The 21,769-nt window shown below is 57.2% G+C and carries 21 protein-coding genes; 12 read left to right on the top strand and 9 right to left on the bottom strand.

The features are described from left to right. Window positions 1-412 precede the first annotated feature (412 nt). The 6 genes from ACVLVH_RS03525 to ACVLVH_RS03500 are packed head-to-tail and all read left to right on the top strand — an operon-like array spanning window position 413 to window position 7,377. Window positions 413-937, top strand: coding sequence for a GNAT family N-acetyltransferase (locus ACVLVH_RS03525; RefSeq protein WP_498948740.1), 525 nt, complete (start codon window positions 413-415; stop codon window positions 935-937). Window positions 938-973: 36 nt separating this feature from the next. After that, on the top strand, window positions 974-2,587 hold the full coding sequence (locus tag ACVLVH_RS03520; RefSeq protein WP_498948738.1) for an ABC transporter substrate-binding protein: 1,614 nt from the start codon (window positions 974-976) through the stop codon (window positions 2,585-2,587). Between the two features lie 12 nt (window positions 2,588-2,599). After that, entirely contained in the window at window positions 2,600-3,592 is a 993-nt protein-coding gene (locus ACVLVH_RS03515) for an ABC transporter permease (protein WP_192235352.1), read from the top strand. Beyond that, a complete protein-coding gene (locus ACVLVH_RS03510) occupies window positions 3,589-4,422 on the top strand; it encodes an ABC transporter permease (RefSeq protein ID WP_192414649.1) in 834 nt (277 codons plus the stop codon). The genes ACVLVH_RS03515 and ACVLVH_RS03510 overlap by 4 nt, the downstream gene beginning before the upstream one ends. Beyond that, window positions 4,419-6,026 carry a dipeptide ABC transporter ATP-binding protein gene (locus tag ACVLVH_RS03505; RefSeq protein ID WP_192414647.1) on the top strand — a complete coding sequence of 536 codons (1,608 nt, stop codon included), beginning with the start codon at window positions 4,419-4,421 and terminating at the stop codon, window positions 6,024-6,026. Before ACVLVH_RS03510 ends, ACVLVH_RS03505 begins: the two co-directional genes overlap by 4 nt. Before the next feature lie 10 nt (window positions 6,027-6,036). Then, complete coding sequence (locus tag ACVLVH_RS03500) at window positions 6,037-7,377, top strand: LLM class flavin-dependent oxidoreductase (RefSeq protein WP_192414645.1); 1,341 nt, start codon at window positions 6,037-6,039, stop codon at window positions 7,375-7,377. An 84-nt stretch (window positions 7,378-7,461) separates the two neighbouring features. On the opposite strand, the gene ACVLVH_RS03495 is transcribed toward ACVLVH_RS03500, so the two are convergent. Both ACVLVH_RS03495 and ACVLVH_RS03490 read right to left on the bottom strand, forming a co-directional pair. Then, window positions 7,462-8,247 (bottom strand): phosphate/phosphite/phosphonate ABC transporter substrate-binding protein, encoded by a 786-nt coding sequence (locus ACVLVH_RS03495; protein ID WP_370581465.1) that lies wholly within the window; start codon window positions 8,245-8,247, stop codon window positions 7,462-7,464. Continuing rightward, window positions 8,144-9,211 (bottom strand): fatty acid desaturase, encoded by a 1,068-nt coding sequence (locus tag ACVLVH_RS03490; protein ID WP_498948735.1) that lies wholly within the window; start codon window positions 9,209-9,211, stop codon window positions 8,144-8,146. Before ACVLVH_RS03490 ends, ACVLVH_RS03495 begins: the two co-directional genes overlap by 104 nt. A 204-nt stretch (window positions 9,212-9,415) precedes the next feature. Here ACVLVH_RS03490 and ACVLVH_RS03485 point away from each other — a divergent pair, with 204 nt between their 5' ends. Then, window positions 9,416-10,438 carry an LLM class flavin-dependent oxidoreductase gene (locus ACVLVH_RS03485; RefSeq protein WP_462063201.1) on the top strand — a complete coding sequence of 341 codons (1,023 nt, stop codon included), beginning with the start codon at window positions 9,416-9,418 and terminating at the stop codon, window positions 10,436-10,438. A 98-nt stretch (window positions 10,439-10,536) separates the two neighbouring features. On the opposite strand, the gene ACVLVH_RS03480 is transcribed toward ACVLVH_RS03485, so the two are convergent. From ACVLVH_RS03480 to ACVLVH_RS03455, 6 genes are all read right to left on the bottom strand, one after another. Then, a complete protein-coding gene (locus ACVLVH_RS03480; protein WP_498948734.1) occupies window positions 10,537-11,808 on the bottom strand; it encodes an alanine racemase in 1,272 nt (423 codons plus the stop codon). 11 nt (window positions 11,809-11,819) lie between these two features. Then, window positions 11,820-12,557 carry an amino acid ABC transporter ATP-binding protein gene (locus ACVLVH_RS03475; protein WP_498948732.1) on the bottom strand — a complete coding sequence of 246 codons (738 nt, stop codon included), beginning with the start codon at window positions 12,555-12,557 and terminating at the stop codon, window positions 11,820-11,822. Further along, on the bottom strand, window positions 12,554-13,198 hold the full coding sequence (locus ACVLVH_RS03470; RefSeq protein ID WP_154156654.1) for an amino acid ABC transporter permease: 645 nt from the start codon (window positions 13,196-13,198) through the stop codon (window positions 12,554-12,556). Before ACVLVH_RS03470 ends, ACVLVH_RS03475 begins: the two co-directional genes overlap by 4 nt. Then, the gene (locus ACVLVH_RS03465; RefSeq protein ID WP_192414632.1) at window positions 13,195-13,932 is read right to left on the bottom strand and encodes an amino acid ABC transporter permease; all 738 of its coding nucleotides are present in this window, start codon (window positions 13,930-13,932) and stop codon (window positions 13,195-13,197) included. The genes ACVLVH_RS03470 and ACVLVH_RS03465 overlap by 4 nt, the downstream gene beginning before the upstream one ends. Window positions 13,933-13,982: 50 nt before the next feature. Further along, a complete protein-coding gene (locus ACVLVH_RS03460) occupies window positions 13,983-14,819 on the bottom strand; it encodes an ABC transporter substrate-binding protein (RefSeq protein WP_462063199.1) in 837 nt (278 codons plus the stop codon). A 142-nt stretch (window positions 14,820-14,961) separates the two neighbouring features. Next, entirely contained in the window at window positions 14,962-15,354 is a 393-nt protein-coding gene (locus tag ACVLVH_RS03455; protein WP_061718984.1) for a RidA family protein, read from the bottom strand. 391 nt (window positions 15,355-15,745) lie between these two features. On the opposite strand from ACVLVH_RS03455, the gene ACVLVH_RS03450 reads away from it, so the two are divergent. The 3 genes from ACVLVH_RS03450 (at window position 15,746) to zigA (ending at window position 19,107) form a co-directional block, all read left to right on the top strand. Continuing rightward, a complete protein-coding gene (locus ACVLVH_RS03450; RefSeq protein WP_192414630.1) occupies window positions 15,746-16,498 on the top strand; it encodes an IclR family transcriptional regulator in 753 nt (250 codons plus the stop codon). A 116-nt stretch (window positions 16,499-16,614) separates the two neighbouring features. After that, window positions 16,615-17,721, top strand: coding sequence for an ABC transporter substrate-binding protein (locus ACVLVH_RS03445; protein WP_192414628.1), 1,107 nt, complete (start codon window positions 16,615-16,617; stop codon window positions 17,719-17,721). Window positions 17,722-17,886: 165 nt separating this feature from the next. Continuing rightward, window positions 17,887-19,107, top strand: coding sequence for a zinc metallochaperone GTPase ZigA (gene zigA, locus ACVLVH_RS03440; RefSeq protein ID WP_192414626.1), 1,221 nt, complete (start codon window positions 17,887-17,889; stop codon window positions 19,105-19,107). A gap of 34 nt (window positions 19,108-19,141) precedes the next feature. Here the strand turns inward: zigA and ACVLVH_RS03435 are convergent, their stop codons facing one another. Further along, the gene (locus ACVLVH_RS03435; RefSeq protein WP_192414624.1) at window positions 19,142-19,810 is read right to left on the bottom strand and encodes an O-methyltransferase; all 669 of its coding nucleotides are present in this window, start codon (window positions 19,808-19,810) and stop codon (window positions 19,142-19,144) included. Window positions 19,811-19,900: 90 nt separating this feature from the next. Here ACVLVH_RS03435 and ACVLVH_RS03430 point away from each other — a divergent pair, with 90 nt between their 5' ends. Further along, a complete protein-coding gene (locus tag ACVLVH_RS03430) occupies window positions 19,901-20,539 on the top strand; it encodes a TetR/AcrR family transcriptional regulator (RefSeq protein WP_370581464.1) in 639 nt (212 codons plus the stop codon). A gap of 122 nt (window positions 20,540-20,661) precedes the next feature. Then, entirely contained in the window at window positions 20,662-21,483 is an 822-nt protein-coding gene (locus ACVLVH_RS03425) for a Cof-type HAD-IIB family hydrolase (protein WP_498948728.1), read from the top strand. Window positions 21,484-21,769: the final 286 nt, after the last annotated feature.

The following is a 21,769-nucleotide window of genomic DNA, read 5'->3' as shown; positions in this document are numbered from 1 at the left end:
CGCGTCTGCTGCGGCAAAAGGGCTATCCGCAGCGCTGAGGCTTTTACGTTGGGCCAGGAGCCTCACGCAGGGATGCGTGAGGCAGTTCGGGGCCGGCCAGGACGGCCGATCCGCGAACGGTCCGTTTGGCACAACGTTGAAGCCGAAGGTACCGCGTAAGCGGCGCGAGGACGGCCCGTGACGCAGCAGATGTGTCAGAGCCTGCTACCTGTTCAAAGCAAAATGCTTGCTTAACTGACAGTCATTACTCCATTAATGGCGACCCTACGAGAGTTTTATTTCCGTGGGCATTATTGCATCGCAATAAAATACCATTTCCCATATTCAACAAATCGATTGCCGTTATTCTCGGTTTACTTTAATCCGCCGGATTTTAATACTTTCGGCAGGATTGAATAAGGAAATGGTCACCATGTGTCAGCTAATTGAAGTTGCCAAGCCCGACGATGCGGAAGAAATATTTGCGCTGTTGCAACGCGCCTATGCTGCGCTGGTGGCGCTGGATGTGCATTTCACCATTTCACAGGGCAACGTCGAGCAGGTGCGCCGCGTCATCGAGCAGGAAACCGTGCTGGTGCTACGCAAATGGAAACGCGCGGTGGCGACCGTCACGGTGCGTTTTCCGTGGCAGCAGGATGAACATGCGCCTTCGTCGCTGCCGTTTATCCACTGGTTCGCCGTCGACCCTGATTACAAAGGGCAGGGCTACGGCCGCGACATCATCACCTACGCCGAAGAAACCCTGCTGAAAGAGACGCTGAAAGCGCCGGGCGTCTATCTCGCCACCGCCACCAAGCATCCATGGCTGAGCGAGCTCTATCTGCGTCGCGGTTATCAACCGTTCCATCACCGCACCAATCCATTAGGCGAAGCGCTGGTGTTTCTGAAAAAGGAATTCAACCCGCCAGCCGATCAACCCATCGCCAAAATCGCCTGAATAACTAAAAAAGCACCTGCAACCACCAAGGATCTTATGAAAGCGAATTCAATCACTCTCGCGCTGGGTGTGACCTGCCTGCTGGGAAGCGCATCTCTTTTTGCCGCTGAGCAACCGCGCAGCGGCGGCAGCTTAACCCTCGGCGTCGAAACTGAACCCGTGCCGTTTAACCCGCAGCTGAATGGGCAATCCAAAGCGGAAGTGACGCTGCGTAACGTGTGGGAATCGCTGCTGGCGCGTCGAACCGACGGCAGTTTCGTACCCTGGCTGGCAGAAAGTTATGAGGTCAGTCCGGACGGCAAAGCGTATCGCTTTAGCCTGCGCCGCGACGTCACCTTTTCCAACGGCGAGAAGCTGGATGCCAATGCGGTGGCCGAGAATTTCCGCCATGTGCAGGATGCAAAGTATTGCGCCGGCAGCAGCATCTGCGCATTGGGCGCGAGAATTGCCAGCGTGGCGACGCCAGACGATCACACCGTCACCATCACACTGAAGCAGGGCTATTCGCCGTTCCTGTCGTTCGCCGCCAAATTGCAGATTCTGGCACCGGCCAGCTGGAACTCGCCGCAGCTGAAAGCCGGTGGCAAAGAGATTGCGGGCACCGGGCCGTTTATTATCGAGAGCTACGAAAAAGGCCAGCAGGTGACATTCGTACGCAACCCGCACTACAACTGGGCGCCCGCCACCGCTAAGCATCAAGGCCCGGCCTATCTGGAACGCGTGACCTATCGCTTCCTGCCGGAATCCTCGGTGCGTACCGGCGCGCTGCTGTCCGGGCAGCTGGACGCGATTGAAGGGATTTCCGGCAATGACGCCGGTGAATTCAAAGACAATCCAGACTTCACTTATCAGCACGCGCTGAATACCGGCACGCCATATTCACTGTTCCTTAATGTGGAATACGGCCCGACGCAGGATGTGAACGTGCGTCAGGCGTTACTACAAGGGCTGGATATCGATCCGCTGCTGAAGTCGGTGTATCGCGGCGAACGCACCCGCGCGTGGGGGATTACTTCGCCGGTCGATCCGCTCTACAACAACGATCTCGAAGGTCAGTATGGTAACAATCCCGCTGCCGCCAACCAGCTGCTGGATGAAGCGGGCTGGCAAACGCGCGACAGCGACGGTTTCCGCACCAAAGACGGCCAGCGTCTGAGCATTGAAGTGATTCAGGCGCAGGCAACGGTGCGCGATCAACGCGATGTGCTGCTGCAGGCGATTCAGGCGCAGGCGCGCCAGCGTCTCGGCGTGGAGATCAAACTGCGCTACGTCGATTCTGGCACCTACACCGAGGTGCGCAACACCGGCCACTTCGGCTCGATTGCTAACTCGAATACCGAAACCGACGGCATCGATATCGAAAACCACTATCGCCCGGTAAAAGCTGGCGGGCCGATTAACTACAGCCGCGTCAACAGCCCGCAAATTAACGGCTGGCTCGATCAGGCGGCAGCGACGCTGGATATTAATCAGCGCCGTAAATTCTACAGCCAGCTGCAGCAATACGCGCTGCGACAGCAGGCGCTGGCGATCCCGCTGTATGAACCAGAAGACCAGATCGCCACCGCCAGCTACGTGCACGGTGCCGGTTTCCGCAGTTTTAAACAGATGCCGGAGAACGCGTACGACATCTGGATCAGCGACCACTAACAGGAGGCGAAGATGAGTCTGGAAAGCATTGTCACCCGCACGCCACGCGCGCGTCGGCCATCGGTGTGGCGCAGCGACCTGACACGCCGCATCGTCAGCCGCCTGCTGGGCGGCGTTCTGGTGCTGTGGGCGGCGGTTTCGCTGGCCTTTCTCGGCGTGCATCTGGCGCCGGGCGATATCGTCAGCCTGCTGATCGGTGAGCAGTTGCGTACGCCAGCCATTGAGGCGGCGATCCGCGCCGAATGGGGCCTGAACGAACCGCTGTGGTGGCAATATCTGCACTATATGTGGCGCGTGCTGCACGGCGATTTTGGCCGTTCTTACATGCTCAACACTGAAGTCAGCCATCTGCTGGCCACGCAGCTGTGGCCCACCATCAAACTGACGCTGGCGGCGCTGCTGGTCAGCATTATTTTTGCGGTGGTGATTGCCGTCGGCACCGCGCATCGTCGCATTGGTCGCCGCGTGGCTAACGGTGTCGAGCTGCTGCTGGCCTCCACGCCCTCTTTCTGGATGGGCATTGTACTGCTGTTTATTTTCAGCTTTACGCTGCGCTGGTTCCCGGTGGCGGGCGATCGCTCGCTATCGTCGCTGGTGCTACCGGCGCTGGCGCTCGGTCTGGCGCAGGGCGCGGTGATCGCTCAACTGCTGCGCCGCGAGCTGGAGCGCGCGCTGGATGCGCCATTCACCCTCACGCTGCGCGCATGGGGCGTGGGGGAAACCACCCTTCGTCTGCGCCACGCGCTGCGTCATGCGGCGCTGCCTGCCGTCACGTTAACCGGCTGGCTGGTGGGCGGATTGCTGAGCGGCGCGGTGATTACTGAACAGGTATTTGGTCGTCCCGGCCTTGGCAAACTGACCGTCGATGCGGTGCTGGCGCAGGATCTGCCGGTGGTGCTGGCGGTAGCGATTCTCTCGGCACTAATCTACGTGGTAATGAGCACCCTGGTTGACATCCTGTCGCTGTGGATTGATCCGCGTCTGCGCGGGGAGAGCAAATCATGATTGCCGTGCTGCAACGCTTTCCGGTTACGCTGCCCGCCGCGGTGTGGGCAGCGATTCTGTTTCTCATTGTATTGGCACTAGCGGTGATCGCGCCGCAGTGGCTAGCGCACAGCGATCCGCTGCTGGCCGATCCGGTTAACGCGCAGCTGCCGCCGTCGGCGCAGCATTGGTTAGGCACCGATCAGCTGGGACGCGATCTGCTGACGCGCGTGATCTACGGCAGCCGCTATTCGCTACTGATCAGCGTGGCGGCGATGGCGCTGGCGGTGGTGTTTGGCACTTTGCTGGGATTGGTGGCGGCGCTGGCGCGTGGCGTGGTTGATGAGCTGTTGAGCCGCGCGGTGGATGTGATTTCCGCCTTTCCCGATCTGCTGCTAGCGCTGATGCTGATCGCCTTTACCGGGCCCGGCACCAACAACCTGATTATCGCGCTCGGCGTTGCGTCGGTGCCGCGTTTTGCCCGCGTGGTGCGGGCACAAACCTACAGCGTGATGACCTCCGGCTACGTTGAGCAGGCGCGTACCTTTGGCCTGTCACGCTTCACGCTGATCACGCGCCACATTTTGCCGCACGCCATTGCGCAGGTGCCGGCGCTGGCCACGCTGGGGCTCGGCACCGCGATTATCGGTACCGCCGGACTGAGTTTCCTCGGCATGGGGCCGCAGCCACCGACCGCCGAATGGGGCCTGATGCTGGCGGAAGGACGCAATTATCTGCGTAACGCATGGTGGATCGCCGTGTGGCCGGGCGTGTTTATCACGCTGACGGTGATTGCGGTGAATACGCTGGGTCGTTACTGGCAGGCACGTTTTGAAGGACGATCCGCATGAGCCAGCCGTTTATTGATATCCAGAATCTCTCGATTCGTTTCGGGCCGCAGCAGGTGGTGAAAAACCTCAACCTGCAGGTCGCGGCGGGCGAATCCGTGGCGCTGGTCGGGGAATCCGGTTCCGGCAAAACCCTGACCGCGCGCAGCCTGCTTGGCCTGCTGCCGGAGGGCGCAGTATTAACCGCCGACCGTTTCACCATCGACGGGCGCGATATGCGCCACGCCAGCCGCAGCGACTGGCGCGCGCTGCGCGGTCGCCGCATTGGCTATGTGTTGCAGGACGCGTTGGTGTCGCTCGATCCGCTGCGCCGCATTGGTCAGCAGCTGAGTGATGCCCTTAGCGCCGCCGGTCATCGCAACAATTTGCAGGACAAAAGCCTCGCACTGCTGAAGGCGGCGGGCATTCACGATGCCGAAAGCCGCCTCGAACGCTATCCGCATCAGCTCTCGGGCGGCCAGCGCCAGCGTGCGTTAATTGCTACCGCGCTGGCCGGTACGCCAACCTTATTGATCGCCGATGAACCGACCACCGCGCTGGATATGACGGTGCAGCGCCAGATTCTGCAACTGCTGGCGCAGCGCCGCCGCGACGGCCATGGCCTGCTGCTGATCAGCCACGATTTGGCGGTGGTGGCGGAACTGGCGGATCGCGTGCTGGTGATGCGCGATGGCGAAGTGGTGGAGCAGGGCAACAGCGGCCCGCTGCTCCATCGTCCGCAACACGCCTGGACGCAGCGCCTGCTGCGCGCGGTGCCAACGCCCGCCACGCGCGGTCTGCGCCTGAGCGCGGCTGAACCGACGCCGCTGCCGCCGCGCCCGACACCCAGCAGCGCACCGTTGCTGGAAGGCATCGGCCTGCATAAAGCCTATGGCGATCGCCTGGTGCTCAACGACATCAACTTCACGCTGCACGCCGGAGAGACGCTTGGCGTGGTCGGCGAATCCGGCTCCGGCAAAACCTCGCTGGTGAAAGTGGTGATGGGCTTAACCGAACCGGACAGCGGCACGCTGCTGCTGGAAGGTGAGCGCTGGGATCGTCTGCCGGAGAAAGCGCGCCGCGCCCGGCGTGCGCGTTTGCAGCTGATCGCGCAGGACCCGTTCAGCTCATTCGATCCGCGCTACACGGTGGAGAAAATTATCGGCGAAAGCCTCGACAGCGCCGGAATTTACGGCGATGCGCGCCGTCAGCGCGTGCGTCAACTGCTGGATGAAGTGCAGCTCGGCGACCGCTTCCTGCAGCGCTATCCGCAACAGCTGTCCGGCGGCCAGCGTCAGCGCGTGGCGATTGCGCGCGCCTTTGCACCGAATCCGGCGCTGCTGGTGGCCGATGAACCGGTCAGCGCGCTCGATGTATCGGTGCAGGCGCAGGTGCTGGATCTGCTGGCCGATATGCAGGCCGAACACGGCACCGCACTGCTGTTTATCTCTCACGATCTCGGCGTGATCCAGCATCTGGCGGATCGCGTGCTGGTGATGCAGAACGGGCAAGTGGTGGAGAGCGGGGCGCTGCAGCAAGTGTTCGCCGCGCCGCAGCATCCGTGGACGCAAAAACTGTTACAGGCGCTGCCGGTCATCCCTGACTGGCAGCCCGCGAACGCATACTAAGGAGAGCAGAATGAGTCAGACACAACGCCAGCTGCGGCTGGGCGCGATTATTCAGGGCGTATCCGGCAACATGTCGGCATGGCGTCATCCCGATGCGGTGGCGGATGCCAGCATTAACATCGATTACGTGCTTGATCTGGCGCGTAAAGCTGAGCAGGCGAAGATCGATTTCCTGTTTGTCGCCGATGGCTTGTACATCACGCCGCAGTCGATCCCGCACTTCCTCAACCGTTTTGAGCCGATCACCTTGCTGTCGGCGCTGTCGCTGGTGACCCAAAAAATCGGTCTGGTCGCTACGCTTTCCACCTCCTACAGCGAGCCGTTTACCGTGGCGCGCCAGTTCGCCAGCCTCGATCATCTGAGCGGCGGTCGCGTCGGCTGGAACGTGGTGACTTCGCCGCTGGAAGGATCGGCGAAAAACTTCTCGCGCAGCACCCATCCAGAACACGACGAGCGTTACCGCGTTGCCAGCGAATATTTGCAGGTGGTGAAAGGGCTGTGGGATTCGTGGGAAGGCGATGCCTTTGTGCGCGACAAACAGAGCGGAGAATTCTTCGCCGCCGACAAGCTGCATACGCTAAATCATAAAGGACATTACTTCTCGGTGCAGGGACCGCTCAACGTCGGTCGCTCGCCGCAGGGCCGCCCGATTGTGTTCCAGGCGGGCGCGTCGGAAGCGGGCAAAGCCTTTGCCGCCGAAGCCGCCGATGCCATTTATACGCGCCAGGAAACGCTGGAGCAGGCGCGCGAATTTCGTGAAGACGTGCGCCGCCGGCTGGTGGCACGCGGGCGCGATGCCGATGATATCCGTGTGTTCCAGGGCATCAGCGTGATTATTGGCGAAACGGAACAGGATGCCGAGCGCCGCTATCAGCAAACCGCCGAGCTGGTGACCATCGATAAAGCGCTGGAGTATCTTGGTCGCTACTTCGAGCATCACGATTTCAGCCAGTACGCGCTGGATGAAGCTTTCCCGGACATTGGCGAGCTGGGCAGCAACAGCTTCCGCAGCACCACCGACAAGATCAAACAGAACGCGCGCGAACGTGGCTTAACGCTGCGCCAGGCGGCACTGGAAGAAGCGACGCCGCGTCCGACTTTCCTGGGTACGGCGCAGCAGGTTGCCGAAGGGCTGGCAAACTGGTTCCTGCAGGGCGCAACCGACGGTTTTATCGTACGTGGCGGTACGCCAACGGCGTTTGATGATTTTGTGGCGCAGGTGATTCCGCTGTTGCAGGCGCGGGGTATTTATCGCAAAGAGTATGAAGGCGAGACGCTGCGTGAAAACCTCGGCTTGCCCGAGCCGGAAAACCAGTTCGCCGTGCAGCGTAGTAGCCAGCAGGTGGCATGAAGATTAAAACAGCGCGATGAATCGCGCCGCTACGGCCAGATGCACATGTTCGTAGCGGCGCAATTTATTGCGCAATGTTGAACATTACAACGCCGTCACGCCCAGAGCGGCGGCGCGATCTTTCCACTCCCGCACTTCGTCATAAAACGCCCGATCGCTCACGCTGAATCCACTAATCAAACTCTCCGCTAACAGATCCTGATAACGCTTATCGCTGGTCAGTTCGCTCAACGCACTGCGCAATTTCTCGAGGGTTGCTGCATCGGTTTTGGCTGACGTAATCAGCGGCAGCGCGGCGCACAGCGGTGTTTCGCCGATGATCTCCAGCCCCGCCAGCTCCTGCGGGAAATTGCGGCGCAGCAGCGCCCAGGTGATGCAATCAATCGCCGCGATATCCGCCTCGCCCGCGCGCAACGCCGCCAGCGACTGACGATGGCTGCCGCTGAAGCGGGTTGCGCTGAAGAATGTCCCGTCCTGCGCCAGCGGCGCAATCACGTAGCGCAGCGAGTTGAAACCGGAGTGGGAATCGTTGCTGTTGCACACCGCGCGCCGTCCGCGAAAGTCGCTTAGCGTCAGGTTCTCATCTGCGCTGCGCACTACCAGCCAGCTGCGATAGCGCTGGCCGTCGCAGCCCTGGGCGCTGGAGAGGAAGGTGCCAACCAGCTGCACATCGGGCAGCAGCTCCACCAACGGATAACCACAGGTTTGGCTCAGCAGCAGCCGGTCATCGCGCCAGTGCGGCAGTAAATCCTGCGGCCAGCTCACTTCAGCTGGCACGCCGCGTTGTTGCAACAGCGTCGTTAGCGCTGAGGTCAGGCCGAGAGTCGCCTGATGGTTGATGTCGTACATCGGTAACGAAAGAGTGGGCATCCTGTGCATCCTTTTGCGTACCCGGATGGGCATTAACCTCGACCGATTTGCGCCAGAAGCGGGTTATCCATTCGCCATAACCGGCGACGCGAAAACCGTGGTTACGCTGGTGATAACCATCGCGATACAGCAAATAGACTTTGCGTAATCCGTACCACGGCAAACCGGGCAGATCGTGATGTACAGAATGATAGTTGAGATTGAGGAACAGCAAACGCCACGGCAACGCGGCTTCGTTATTGACCGAGCGCGCCAGCGGCTCCTCGTCGGCACGATGCTCGTAGAAGGATCGTACTTTGGTCAGCATCAGCGCAGGATAACTCACCGTCAGCACCAACCACAGCGGCGAGAAGCCGTGCAGCGTCATCCAGTAAAACAGCCCGCTCAGTAAGGTGAGATGAATAATCCACATCGCCATCGCTGGTTTATCGCGTTGAATAAAGGCATGCACCAGGGTTTTGAGGGTCGCGCCCATATCCAGCAGCGGGCCGATCAGCAAACGTCCGGGAAAGGTGTTGCGCAGATGAATCACCTGCTGCTGCCACGGCTTGAGTTGCGCCCAGCGCTCAGGCGAAAGGTAGTAGGTTTCCGGATCTTCATCGGGATCGGTCAGCGTGTGGTTGCGGTGATGCGCCAGATGCGAGTCCCGGTATAAGCCATACGGATACCACACCGCCAGCGGCAGCGTGCCGAACAGCTGGTTGAAACGGGGAAAACGCGTCGGGTGGCCGTGAATCAACTCGTGCTGCAGCGACATATACCAGGTGGTAAACAGGATCAGCAGCAGCGTGCTCAGCGTTAACCCCAACGTTTGCCAATAGACAACGCTGGCGAACCAACCGCTGTACACCGCCACCAACAATAGCCACGTTGGCAATTCGCTGCGCCACAGCCAGCTGCGCGCCAGTTGATGCACTAAGTCACGCTGTTGCGCACTGAGATAGGCGGATGTCCCTTTACTCATGGTGAAGCCGAACCCGTAAACAGTGATTAGGCTTTTGACGATGATTGATCACCGTGATGAACACAAAGAATCTCTTTTTCTTAGTTATGCAAAAAAGTTGATGAAGCGCGCGAAATCTATTGGCTATCAGTCACCTCGTCTGTGGCGTAACCTTGCTGCATTGAAAACGTTCGAGCCGGCGCGGCTCACGAGGAGAATTTCAGCATGAAAAAGATTGGCTTCTTATCTTTTGGTCACTGGACCCCATCATCACAATCCGCCACCCGTTCGGCGCAGGACGTACTGCTGCAATCGATTGATTTAGCCGTCGCCGCCGAAGAGTTGGGTGCCGATGGCGCTTACTTCCGCGTGCACCACTTTGCGCGTCAGTTGAGCTCACCGTTCCCGCTGCTGGCGGCGGTCGGTGCGCGCACCAAAAAGATTGAAATTGGTACCGGCGTGATCGACATGCGCTACGAAAACCCGCTGTATATGGCGGAAGATGCCGGTGCGGCGGATCTGATTTCTAACGGTCGTCTGCAGCTCGGCCTGAGCCGTGGCTCGCCGGAGCAGGTTATCGAAGGCTATCGCTACTTTGGCTTTGATCCGCAAAACGGTGAGAGCGATGCCGATATGGGCCGTCGCCATACCGAGGAACTGTTGGAAGTGCTGCGCGGTGAAGGTTTTGCTAAACCGAATCCGCAGCCGATGTTCCCCAATCCACCGGGCTTGCTGCGTCCTGAGCCGTTCTCGGCCGGTTTGCGTGAGCGTATCTGGTGGGGTTCTGGCTCCAACGCGACATCTATCTGGGCGGCGCAGCAGGGCATGAACCTGCAAAGCTCCACCCTGAAAGATGATGAAACCGGCGAACCGTTCCACGTGCAGCAGGCGAAGCAGATTCGTGCTTATCGTCAGGCGTGGGAAGCGGCGGGCCATCAGCGTACGCCACGTGTTTCGGTGAGCCGCAGCATTTTTGCGCTGACCAATGACACCGACCGCGCGTACTTTGGTCGCAGTGGACAGGATCGGGATTCGGTGGGTTTCCTCGACGAGAAAACCCGCGCCATCTTTGGTCGCAGTTATGCCGCCGAGCCGGATCAGTTGATCAAACAGCTGGCGCAGGACGAAGGGATTGCCGAAGCGGATACGCTGTTGCTGACCATCCCGAATCAGTTAGGCGTGGATTACTGTACGCACGTCATTGAGAGCATTTTGACCCACGTTGCACCGGAGTTGGGTTGGCGTTGATGTAATAAATTGCGCCGCTACAACAGATGCACCATTCCGTAGCGGCGCGATTTATCGCGCAATAAATTGCGCCGCTACGACCACCGATTAATTACCCATCAAAACGCTGTTTCCAGTGAATCTGTGACGCAATAATCATCATCCACCAGCGGCAGATAGCGCCATTTATCAAAAGCGGTACAAGGATGCGAAATACCGCAGCCGACCCAATCGCCTACCTGCAGCGGCTCATCCTCCGGCAATAACAGATAAGCATGCTGATCGTTCACATCACTGATACGCAAATGCGTCACCGCACGTGGGGCGCTGCCATCGGCGTTGCGGATCCACAGCGGATTCGGCAGATCCTGATCGAACGGGACATCGCGGCGGCCAAAATCGACGAATGCCAGGCCCGGCTCCGGACGCGACAACACGCGGCCCCAAATCTCCAGCGCGGCAGCAAAATGATGCGTTGCGCCCGGCTGAGCAAAGGGTGCGATGCGTGCATAGAGTCCGCTGTCGTGCGCCATATAGGCGCCGGAGCGGATCAGCGGCGTCATCGGCAGCGGCAGTTTCGCCGCGGTGAAGCACGCTGTCACCACATCAAACCAGGCGCCGCCACCGGCGCTGAGGATGATGTGGTCGCTGGCAAACAGCTGCTTTTCCGCCAGCAATTCAGCGGTAGCGATCATCATCTGGCAGTAATCTTTCACACGCTGAATGCCGCTTTCATCGCGGCCTGCACCGAGCGCGCCTTCATAACCGGCCACGCCCACCAGCTTGAGCGCCGGGCAGGCGGCGATCGCTTCGGCAATCGCCAGCGCATCTTGCTGAGAACGACAACCGGTGCGGCCGCCGCTGACAGACATCTCCAGCAGCACCGAAATCTGGCTGTCGCCGAGGTTCTGCGCCAACAGCTTCACGCCTTGCAGCGAATCGACGTAGCACAGGAAGCCATGATCGGGATGCTGCTGCTGCCATTGCGCAATCCAGCGAATACCCGCCGGATCGACCAACTCGTTGGCGAGAAACACATTGCGGATACCGAACTGACGCAGCGCGCGCACCTGCGCGGGCGTGGCGGCACCTAAACCCCACGCGCCGCCTGCGCTAATCGCGCGGCGCAGAACGGCAGGCGACATCGAGGTTTTCCCGTGCGCGGCCAGCATCACGCCGTTTTCGCGGCAGAAGTCTGCCAGCTGGCGCAGATTGTTCTCCAGCGCCGACTGTTTCATGATCATCAGCGGCGAAAACACCTGATCGCTGCTCAGCACTGCCGTGCCGAGAGCCAGCGGCGACTCGCCGGCTCCGGCAACCGATTTAAAACGTGGCGCGGTTTGCTGCGCATCCAGTAATCCATCCGCCTGCAGCGGAAAGCGAATCGACATAGATCCTCCTGTTAGTGCTCAAGTACGCGCGATAAAAACTGCTGCGTGCGCGGGTTTTGTGGATTGACGAAAATCTGCTCGGGCGAACCTTGTTCGGCAATCACGCCCTGATCCATAAACACCACGCGGTCAGCGGTTTTGCGCGCGAAGCCCATTTCGTGTGTCACCACCACCATCGTCATGCCTTCACGCGCCAGGCTGCGCATTACTTCCATGACTTCGCCTACCAGTTCTGGGTCCAGCGCCGAGGTAGCTTCATCGAAGAACATAATTTTCGGTTCTACCGCCAGCGCACGGGCAATCGCCACGCGCTGCTGCTGACCACTGGAAAGCTGCGCCGGATAGTGATGCGCGCGCTCGGCCAGTCCGACGCGCGTCAGCGCCGCCATGCCGCGTTTATTGGCTTCGGCTTCCGACAGCTTTTGCGCTTTGATTAGCGCCAGCGTGACGTTGCCGAGCGCGGTTTTGTGCGGGAACAGGTTGAACTGCTGGAACACCATGCCAACGTGACCGCAGATTTCGCTGGCGCGCTTGCGTTGGTGCAGCGGCACGTCGTTGACCCACACTTCACCGCCGTCGGCCACTTCCAGCCCGCTCATGATGCGCAGCACGGTACTTTTGCCAGAGCCGGATGCGCCAATCAGCACCAGCACTTCGCCCGGTGAAACATCCAGGCTGATCTCTTTCAGCACCTGGGTTGCGCCAAATGATTTGGTTATCCGGCTTAAGGTAATAGCGGATTTGCTCATGAGATTTGGCTCCTGGTTTGATGATGTTGAACCCAACGGGAAAGCGGGAAGCAGACGGCGAAGTAGAGCAGGGCGACCAGACCGTAAACCACCACCGGCTGACCGATGCGATCGACAATCGCCTGGCCCTGATGCATCAGTTCGGACATGCCGATCATGCTGACGATCGAGGTGTCTTTGATCAGGGAAAGATACTGACCCGCCAGCGGCGGCAGCACGATGCCGCGCGTTTGCGGCAGGATCACGCTCATAAAGGTCTGACGCTTCGACAGGCCCAAAATCCATGACACTTCCCACTGGCCTTTTGGCACCGCTTCGATGCCGGCGCGGAACACTTCCGCGATATACGCGCCCTGATAGATGCTCAGGCCAAGAATACCGGCGGCAAACAGGTTGATGTCATAGCCGAAATAGGCGACGCCGAAGTAGATGAACATCAGCGTGATCAGCACCGGCGTGCCGCGAAACAGCTCGGTGTAGATCACCGCAATCTGCTTCAGAACGGGCAAGCGGCTGGTGCGCAACACCGCCGCCAGCAAGCCCAGCAGCGTGCTGCCAATGATCGCGGCCACCGACAGCAGCAGCGTGATACCGAGCCCTTTTAGCAGAATCGGTAACGAACTAATGATTAACTCGTTCATAGCGCGTTCTCCCGTTTCACTGGATTAGTCAGCCATTTTCTTGCCCACCACCAGGCGGACTTTTTTACCGGGGTCACCAGCGGCGGGTGGAACATGCGCCGTCCTGCCATCGTTCCCAGCCAGGAGAGCAGGTTGCTCAGCACCAGATAGACCAGGGCAACGACGCTAAATGTCTGGATATACAGCAGCGTGCGCGCATTAATCACTGTGGCGGTGCCGGTCAGTTCAGGCAGCGCAATCGCTGACAGCAAAGAGGTGCCGAGCAGCAGCTGAATCAGGTTGTTGATAATGGCGGGCCACACCGCGCGCGCCGCCTGCGGCAGCACCACGGTGAGAAACACCTGACGACGGGGAATGCCCAGCACCCATGCGGCTTCTAGCTGGCCTTTCGGCACCGATTGAATGCCTGCGCGGAAGGTTTCGGACAGGTAGGCACCGACGTTAATCCCCAGCGCCAGCACGCCAGCGGTAAAGGCGCTCATGGTGATGCCGAGCGACGGCAGACCAAAAAAGATGATGAAGATCTGCAGCAGCACCGGCGTGTTGCGGATGAACTCAACGTAGCAGTGACTGATCCAGCGCAGCGGGGCCAGCGGCGACGCTTTCGCCAGCGCCGAGAGCAAACCGAGCGCCACCGCCAGCGCAAACGCCAGCAATGTCACTTGCAAGGTGAGCCACGCGGCGGCAAGAAAAGTGTCGGCGTAGCGCCACAGGGTTAGCCATTGATAACTCATGGTTCTGCTCCTTCGGGCGGCGCAGCAGCAGTTGTCGCGCCGCGTGGGGATCAATATTGCGGATTCAGCGGGTAACGCGGTTTGTTGCCGAACCATTTCTGATACAGCTGGGCGTTTTCACCGGAGGCGTTAATTTCAAACAGGAATTCGTTGAGGTAGTTGGTCCAGACCTGATCGCCCTGCTTCACGCCAAAGGCGTTGTATTCCAGCGGCACCAGCGCTTCATTGGTCACGGTTAACGTTGGGTCGAGCTTGGCCTGATAGGCGAGGAAGTTGTTATCCTCGATCATCGCATCAGCCTGGCCCTGTTTCACCGCGAGGATGGCAGCCTGCGATGAGTCGTACTCCTGAATCTTCACGTCAATGCCCAGGTTGCGCACTTCGTCACCGTTGGTCGAGCCTTTCACCGTGGCGATGGTTTTGCCGCCCATATCGTGTGCGGACTGGATGCCGCTGTTCTTGCGCACCAGCATCGCTTCACTCGCCACCACATACGGGTTGGTGAAGCCGATCTCTTTGGCGCGTTCCAGATTGCGGGTGAAGTTGCAGAACACCACATCCACTTTATTGGTTTGCAGATTAGGAATGCGGTTGGCGCTGGTGGTGTTGACCATTTCCAGTTTCACGCCCATCTCTTTGGCCAGCGCTTTGGCGAGATCAACATCGTAGCCGTCCGGGTTACCGTCTTTATCGTAAAAACCGAACGGAGCGAAACTCAGGCAGTCACCGACGCGCAGCGCGCCACGTTGCAACACGGTTTGCAGCGCTGATTGCGGCGCGGCGCCCGCTTCTTTTTTCTCTTCGGTTGGCGTACAGCCCGCCAGCGTCAGTAATACCAGCGCGCCAGCTAGCGCGTGGAGGCTCACTTTTAGCGATGTTGTCTTCATTGTTATGCTCTCTTTAGAAATTTTGACGAGACGGTGTAATACCGTTATTTCACAGCAAAATAGAAAGGCATCAATTAATAACAGGCTGTCCTGGTGTGGGCGGAGAAAGTAAACATTCGCCAGCCTGTTTTAACCGTAATATTTATTTACGATCGGCGCGGAAGCATTTCATATCGACTTCGACTTTGCAGTCGACGACTAAATCCTGCACGCTACAAATACGCGCCGGGGGATTTCCGCTAAATATCTCACTGAATACTTTATTAAATGAACTGAAATAACGCGCATCAGTTAATACCGCCGTGACATGTACCACATCCTCGACGCGATAACCGGCTTCGCGCATGATGGTGAGACAGTTTTCGAACGCCAGCTGCGTCTGTTCGATGATGCCACCTTCCACCACTTCACCGTCGCGCATCGGCGTTTGGCCGGAGATGTAGAGCCAGCCATCGGCTTCCACCGCGCGGGAAAACGGCAGTTTCTGCCCGCCGGTACCGGTTCCGCCTTCTACGCCATAACGTTTAATCGTCATCCCTTTCTGCTCCTGTTGCAGCGAAAATCTGCTTACTGTGTTGTCTGATATACCAGACTGCTATCTGCAATACTGGATAGGGCAAGATTTGCACAGGAATTTTTCTTTTGCAATATGTGCACAGCGATTTAATTTTTTGTGATGTCGTCGGGATCGCAAAATAAAATTAACTTTTGTCTGTGTTTATATTGGAGTGTGATCGTTATCGTAGTTTTATAAACGTTGAGTGAGCGTATTGCGCCATAATGAGGCACCAAAATTGATCGTGCTAATTAATGGCAGGTAATTAATATTTATTTAATCCGGGATGGGTAAAAGCCGATGCGCGGTGTATCATGCCCTTCTTTCATTGCCTTTAGCTGTTGTACCCATGCCATCAAGGAGTGAGTTTATGCCGGACGAAAAATCCTCGCGGGCGCGCGGAGTTGACCGGGTTATTGAAATCTTTCGGCAGTTGCACAGCGCACGTCAGCCGATGTCGATGCGCGCGTTGATCGACGCCACCGGCGCACCCCGTTCCAGCATCTATGAATTAGTCAGCCTGCTAAGTGAAGCCGGTTTGGTGGAGCTGGATGCCGAAGGCGCAGTGTTCTTTGGCCGTGAGATGCACTATTACGGTGCGGATTATATGGCGCATAACGATCTGATCCGTCGGGCGCATCAACTCATGGTGGAGATTGTGGCGCGCCACGGTGAAACCGTGCAGCTCTGCATGCTGGAGGGCAACAAATACACCGTGGTGCTTTCTGAGAGCAATGCGCATCCGTTCAAAATCACTTCGGATATCGGCGTGCGTGTGCCGATTACCTGGACCGCGACCGGGCGTTTGCTGCTGAGTAACTGGTCGGACAGCGCGATTCTGGATCTGATCCCGGAAGAGGATTATCGCCTCGCCAGCGGCCAGATCCTCGATAAGCAGGCGTTTCTTGATGAAATTCATCACGCTGGAAAACTCGGTTACTGCATGACGGAAGGATTATCTGAAAGCTTCACCTGCTGTATGGCGGCGCCGATCCGTTCACGCAGCGGTCAGGCGGTGGCGGCAATCTGTTTTATGGTCAGCCGCGATACGCCGCAGGAGCGTCGCCAGATGCTGCTGCAGGAACTGATCACTTCCGGACAAAAACTCTCTGATTTCACCTAACATCATCCGCATAAAACTCTGTTACAACTGATTGAAGTGGCGTTTATTCTCGCCACTTAAGGTTGTGTTAAGGTAATTGATAATAATAACTATTCTTTTTACCACGGAGTTTTGGCATGAAAACGCGCCTGCTTTTGGCAATGGGATTACTGGCTTCAACGGCGGCGGCTGCCTCCACGTATCCGCTGACCGTCACCGATATGGACGGCAACACGCAAACCATCAACAAAGAGCCGCAGCACATCATATTGCAGGATGGGCGCGACATTCTTACGCTGGCGCTGCTGGATCGCGACGATCCGTTTAAGCGCGTGGTGGCGTGGAATAATCTGCCGAAAAAGCAGGACACGCAAACCTGGGATGTACTGAAAGGGCGCTGGCCGGAAGCGACGAAAATCGTCGATATGGGTTTTAACGATCAGGGCCAGGTCAATCTCGAAAGCGTGCTGGCGCAGAAACCTGATTTGATGATTGCGCAACTGCGCGCCAAACCGGCGTTACAGCAATCGGGCGTGCTCAGCACCTTGCAAAATCTGCATATCCCGGTGGTGTTCCTGGATTATGAACTGCATCCCGCGCAGAACACCGCGCCGAGCGTGACGCTGCTTGGTAAAGTGCTGAACCGCGAAAGCCAGGCCAGGGCTTATACCGATTTCTATCAGCAGAAATTCGCGCGCATCACCCAAGGCGTGGCGCAAGTAAAAGAGAAGCCAACGGTGTTTATCGAGCCGATAGCCGGGAATAGCGACAACTGCTGCTTTACGCACAGCCACAATGGCTGGGGCGGATTGGTGGAAGCGGTAGGCGGCAAAAATATCGGCTCTGAACTGCTGCCGGGCAATGCCGGATTTGTGGCGCTGGAAAAAATCATCGCCATGAAACCGGATGTCTACATCATGACCGGATCGAAACGTCCAAACGCCAATGTGTTGCCGTTTGGTTATGGCGTGCAGCCGGAAGAAGTGAAAGCCACCTTCCAGACGCTGCTGAAGCGCACCGGCCTGGCGCAGATCGAGCCGGTGAAACAGGGCCGCGTGTATGGCGTTTACCACCACTTCTATAATCATCCGTACAACATCATCGGCATGGAAATTCTGGCGAAAGATCTCTATCCGCAGCAGTTTGCCGATCTCAAACCGAACGCGGATTTCCGCACCATCGTTAAAAATTTCACCACGTTGCCGGATAACGCCATCGATTTGAGTTATCCCGACAACCAGTAATCGCAGGTTTTCCCCGTTCGCCGTAAGGTCGCCATTCATGGCGACCAATCCGCTCCATCAACATTCCTCAATGACAACGTTAATTGTTATGTTATAACATAACTAAAAACACCATTGCGCGTATGCCTATACGTCTTGTGAACCTTGTCATTCAGAGGAGTTGCTATGTCAGCATTAACCCAAAATCAGGATGGTTTCAAAAAACTTCCCGTCACCGTGCTTTCCGGCTTTCTCGGCGCAGGTAAAACCACGCTGCTCAATCATATTCTCAATAACCGCGAAGGCCGTCGTGTGGCGGTGATCGTCAATGATATGTCGGAAGTGAATATCGATGCCGCGCTGGTGCGCGAGGGCGGGGCAGAGCTGTCGCGCACCGACGAAAAGCTGGTGGAAATGAGTAACGGCTGCATCTGCTGCACATTGCGTGAAGATTTGCTGCTGGAGGTCAATCGTCTGGCGAAAGATGGTCGCTTCGATAATTTGGTGATCGAATCGACCGGCATTTCTGAACCGTTGCCGGTGGCGGAGACCTTCACCTTCGCCGATGAAGAGGGGCAGAGTCTGTCTGAAGTTGCCTCGCTCGACACCATGGTGACGGTGGTCGATGGCTTTAACTTCCTGCGTGACTATGAATCGAATGAGAGCATTCAGTCGCGCGGAGAATCATTGGGTGCTGAGGATGAGCGCACGGTGGTGGATTTGCTGGTCGATCAAATCGAGTTCTGTGATGTACTGATTCTTAACAAAACCGACCTGATTAACGAGACGGAAAAAGCGCGGCTGATGGCGATCCTGACGTCGCTCAATCCGCGCGCCAACATTATCACCTCTGAATTCGGCAAAGTGGGATTGGAGCAGGTGCTCAACACCGGTTTGTTTGATTTTGACGCCGCCGCGCAGGCGCCGGGCTGGCTGCAGGAGTTGCGTGGAGAACACACGCCCGAGACCGAAGAGTACGGCATTCGTAACTTCGTGTTCCGCGCGCGTCGTCCATTCCATCCGATGCGCTTTGCTCACTTCATTGAAAATGAGATGCACGGCGTGGTGCGTTCCAAAGGCTACTTCTGGCTCGCCAGCCGTCCGCGTCATGCCGGTTCATGGTCGCAGGCAGGCGGCGTATCGCGTCAGGGTTTAGCCGGCCTGTGGTGGGCCAGCGTGCCAAAAGATCGCTGGCCGGAAGATGCGGATAACCTTGGCTACATCTTAGAGAACTGGGTTGACGGCAGCGGCGACGCGCGACAGGAACTGGTGTTTATCGGCATAGAAATGGATGAAAACGCGCTGCGAAGCAAACTGGAAGAGGCACTGTTAACCGATCAGGAAATGGCGCTCGGACCCGATAACTGGGTGGAATTCCCCGACCCGTTCCAGCCATGGTTCAACTGATTAGTCAGGTCGCCATTCCTGGCGACCTTCATAATTACACATTCCCAACCCACATCGACACCTCAACCCCATCGTTAAACGGCAGCGACATAAAACCACGATTACTGTGCACCAGCTCCAGATACTCCGGGCTGAAGTCGGCATCGTCGGCAACAATCAGCGCGCCGGGACGCAAAAACGGCTGCACCAACGTAACAATCTCCGGGTAAATCGCTTTTGCACCGTCCAGCACCAGCATATCGATGGTGGCCGGTAGATCGCGGCTCAATGTCTGCAACGCATCGCCCACGCGCACCTCAATCAAATCGCTGACGCCGGCATCGGCGAAATGGTTACGGGCTAACGCCACTTTCCCCGGTTCAAACTCGCAGGTGATGATGTTACCGCCGCCGTTATCGCGCAGCGCCGCCGCCAGATGCAGCGTGGAAATGCCGAATGAGGTGCCAAATTCAACGATGCTTTGGGCATTGCTGCTGCGCGCCAGCATATACAGCAACTTGCCGGTTTCACGTGATACCGCTAACGGCACCTCTTTTAGATGTCCATAAAGTTCCAGGTAATCGGTTTTGCTGTGTAGCAGGCGATGTTGTTCGGCGTCAGTCATGGTTCTGAAGGCGTTATTGGTTGGATGCGCCATATTATCGGCCAGTTCAAACAGGTAATTCAGCAGCGGCGCCAGTGGCGCAGAGGTTAAGGTATTCATGTTGTTCTCCGTGCAGACAAATGGATTTTGCTGTGCCAACAGAATACGATGAATCATTCGCATTTCACTATTCGTGTTCAGGAGATGATAGTGACTGAGCCACGTAACATTAAGATTTCACAGAGGAAAAGGCCCAGGCAGGCGCGCTCGAGCGAGCTGGTTTCCGCCATTTTGCAGGCGGCTACTCAGGTTTTAGAGCTGGAAGGCGCCGCGCGTTTCACCACGGCGCGGGTGGCGGAACGCGCGGGCGTCAGTATTGGATCGCTGTATCAATATTTTCCCAATAAGGCGGCTATTCTTTTCCGGTTACAAAGCGAAGAGTGGCAACGCACCGGCGATTTGCTAGGCGTGATTCTGCGCAATACTGCCAACACGCCGCGTCAACGACTGCACGATCTCACACTGGCGTTTTTGCATTCGGAATGTGAAGAGGCGGCGATGCGCACCGCGCTGAATGACGCCGCACCTTTGTATCGTGATGCGCCGGAAGTGCAGGAAGCGCGCGCAGCGGGTGAAAATGTCATCAGCGATTTTCTGCGTGAAGTATTACCGCTCTCGGAGGAAAGTGAACGATCGCGCGCCGCAGATTTATTGAACAGTACGCTGGGCAATGTTGGGAAACATTTTTCCGAATCGCCGCGCACGCCAGCTGAGATTCAGGCTTACGCGCAAGAGATGGCGGCGATGTTTTGTGCCTGGATCAGGGAAAAAGGCGCCGATTTACAGTAAAAGATGGACTGGAAATCTCTGAAAGCGGTTAACAAACTCATTATTCACATTCTCAATAATCCACACCGCGAGTAAGCTTAACAAAACCTTTATAGAGCCGAATGAGCAAACGGGAGAGCAAAATGGCAGTGAAGATGATTGCGGTGGATATGGATGGCACTTTTCTCGATGACAACAAACAATACAATGCGCAGCGCTTTGCGCGTCAGTATGCGTTGCTGAAAGAGAAGGGCATTCGTTTCGTGGTCGCCAGCGGCAATCAGTATTATCAGTTGCTGCGCTACTTTCCTGATATCAAAGACGAGATCGCTTTTGTTGCGGAAAACGGCGCCTGGGTTTCTGACAGCAATGAAGATATCTTCTGCGGCGAACTGGCGCAGGAGCGCGTGCATCAAATTCTTGACATCCTCGCCAAAGAGCCGGACATCAGCACCGTGGTCTGTGGCCGCAACGGCGCGTACGTGCACACCTCAATGTCCGACGAAGTGATTGCCATGTTGGCGAATCACTATCATCGTCTGGAAAAGCGCGACAATCTCTACGATATCGACGACACCATCTTTAAGTTCTCGCTGAATCTGGCGCACGAAGGCGTTGATGCCTTGATGGAACGTCTGCACGCTGAGTTGGGCGCGATTGAAAACATCATGCATCCGGTTTCCAGTGGTTTTGGGTTTGTGGATTTGATCATTCCCGGCTGCCACAAAGCGCATGGCATCGCGCTGCTGCAGGAAAAATGGGGCATTGATGATTGTGAAGTGGTGGCAATAGGCGACAGCGCCAATGACATCGAAATGCTGCGTCAGGCGTGCTACAGCTTCTCAATGGCGAACGCCGCCGCGCCAGTCAGCGCCGTGTCGCGTTACAGAACCGAAAGCAACAATGACGAAGGCGCGCTTAACGTGATCGCTCGCATTTTGGCGCGCGAAGTGCCGTTTGGCTGATGTTACTGATGCGGAGCGTCATTGCAGGCAATGACGCTCAAGCAGAATGGTTGTTGTTAATTCATCTCACTTACTAGTACCCGTCATATACCTCATTGAGAAAGGGTTATAACGCATAAACCCGCCTGATTTGTCAAAAGTGACCAATGTTGTCGTTCTAATCTTTCCTTTATATATAAGACAATCAAGTGTTATTGGAGTTGAATCCGAAATTTACTGATAAAATAAAAGCATTATAATGCAATGGTTTGAGGGCTTTTTTACCCTCAACACGTCTTGCTATAAC

The sequence above is a fragment of the Kluyvera sp. 1366 genome, assembly GCF_054823405.1.
This window is presented reverse-complemented; position numbering and strand designations above follow the sequence as displayed.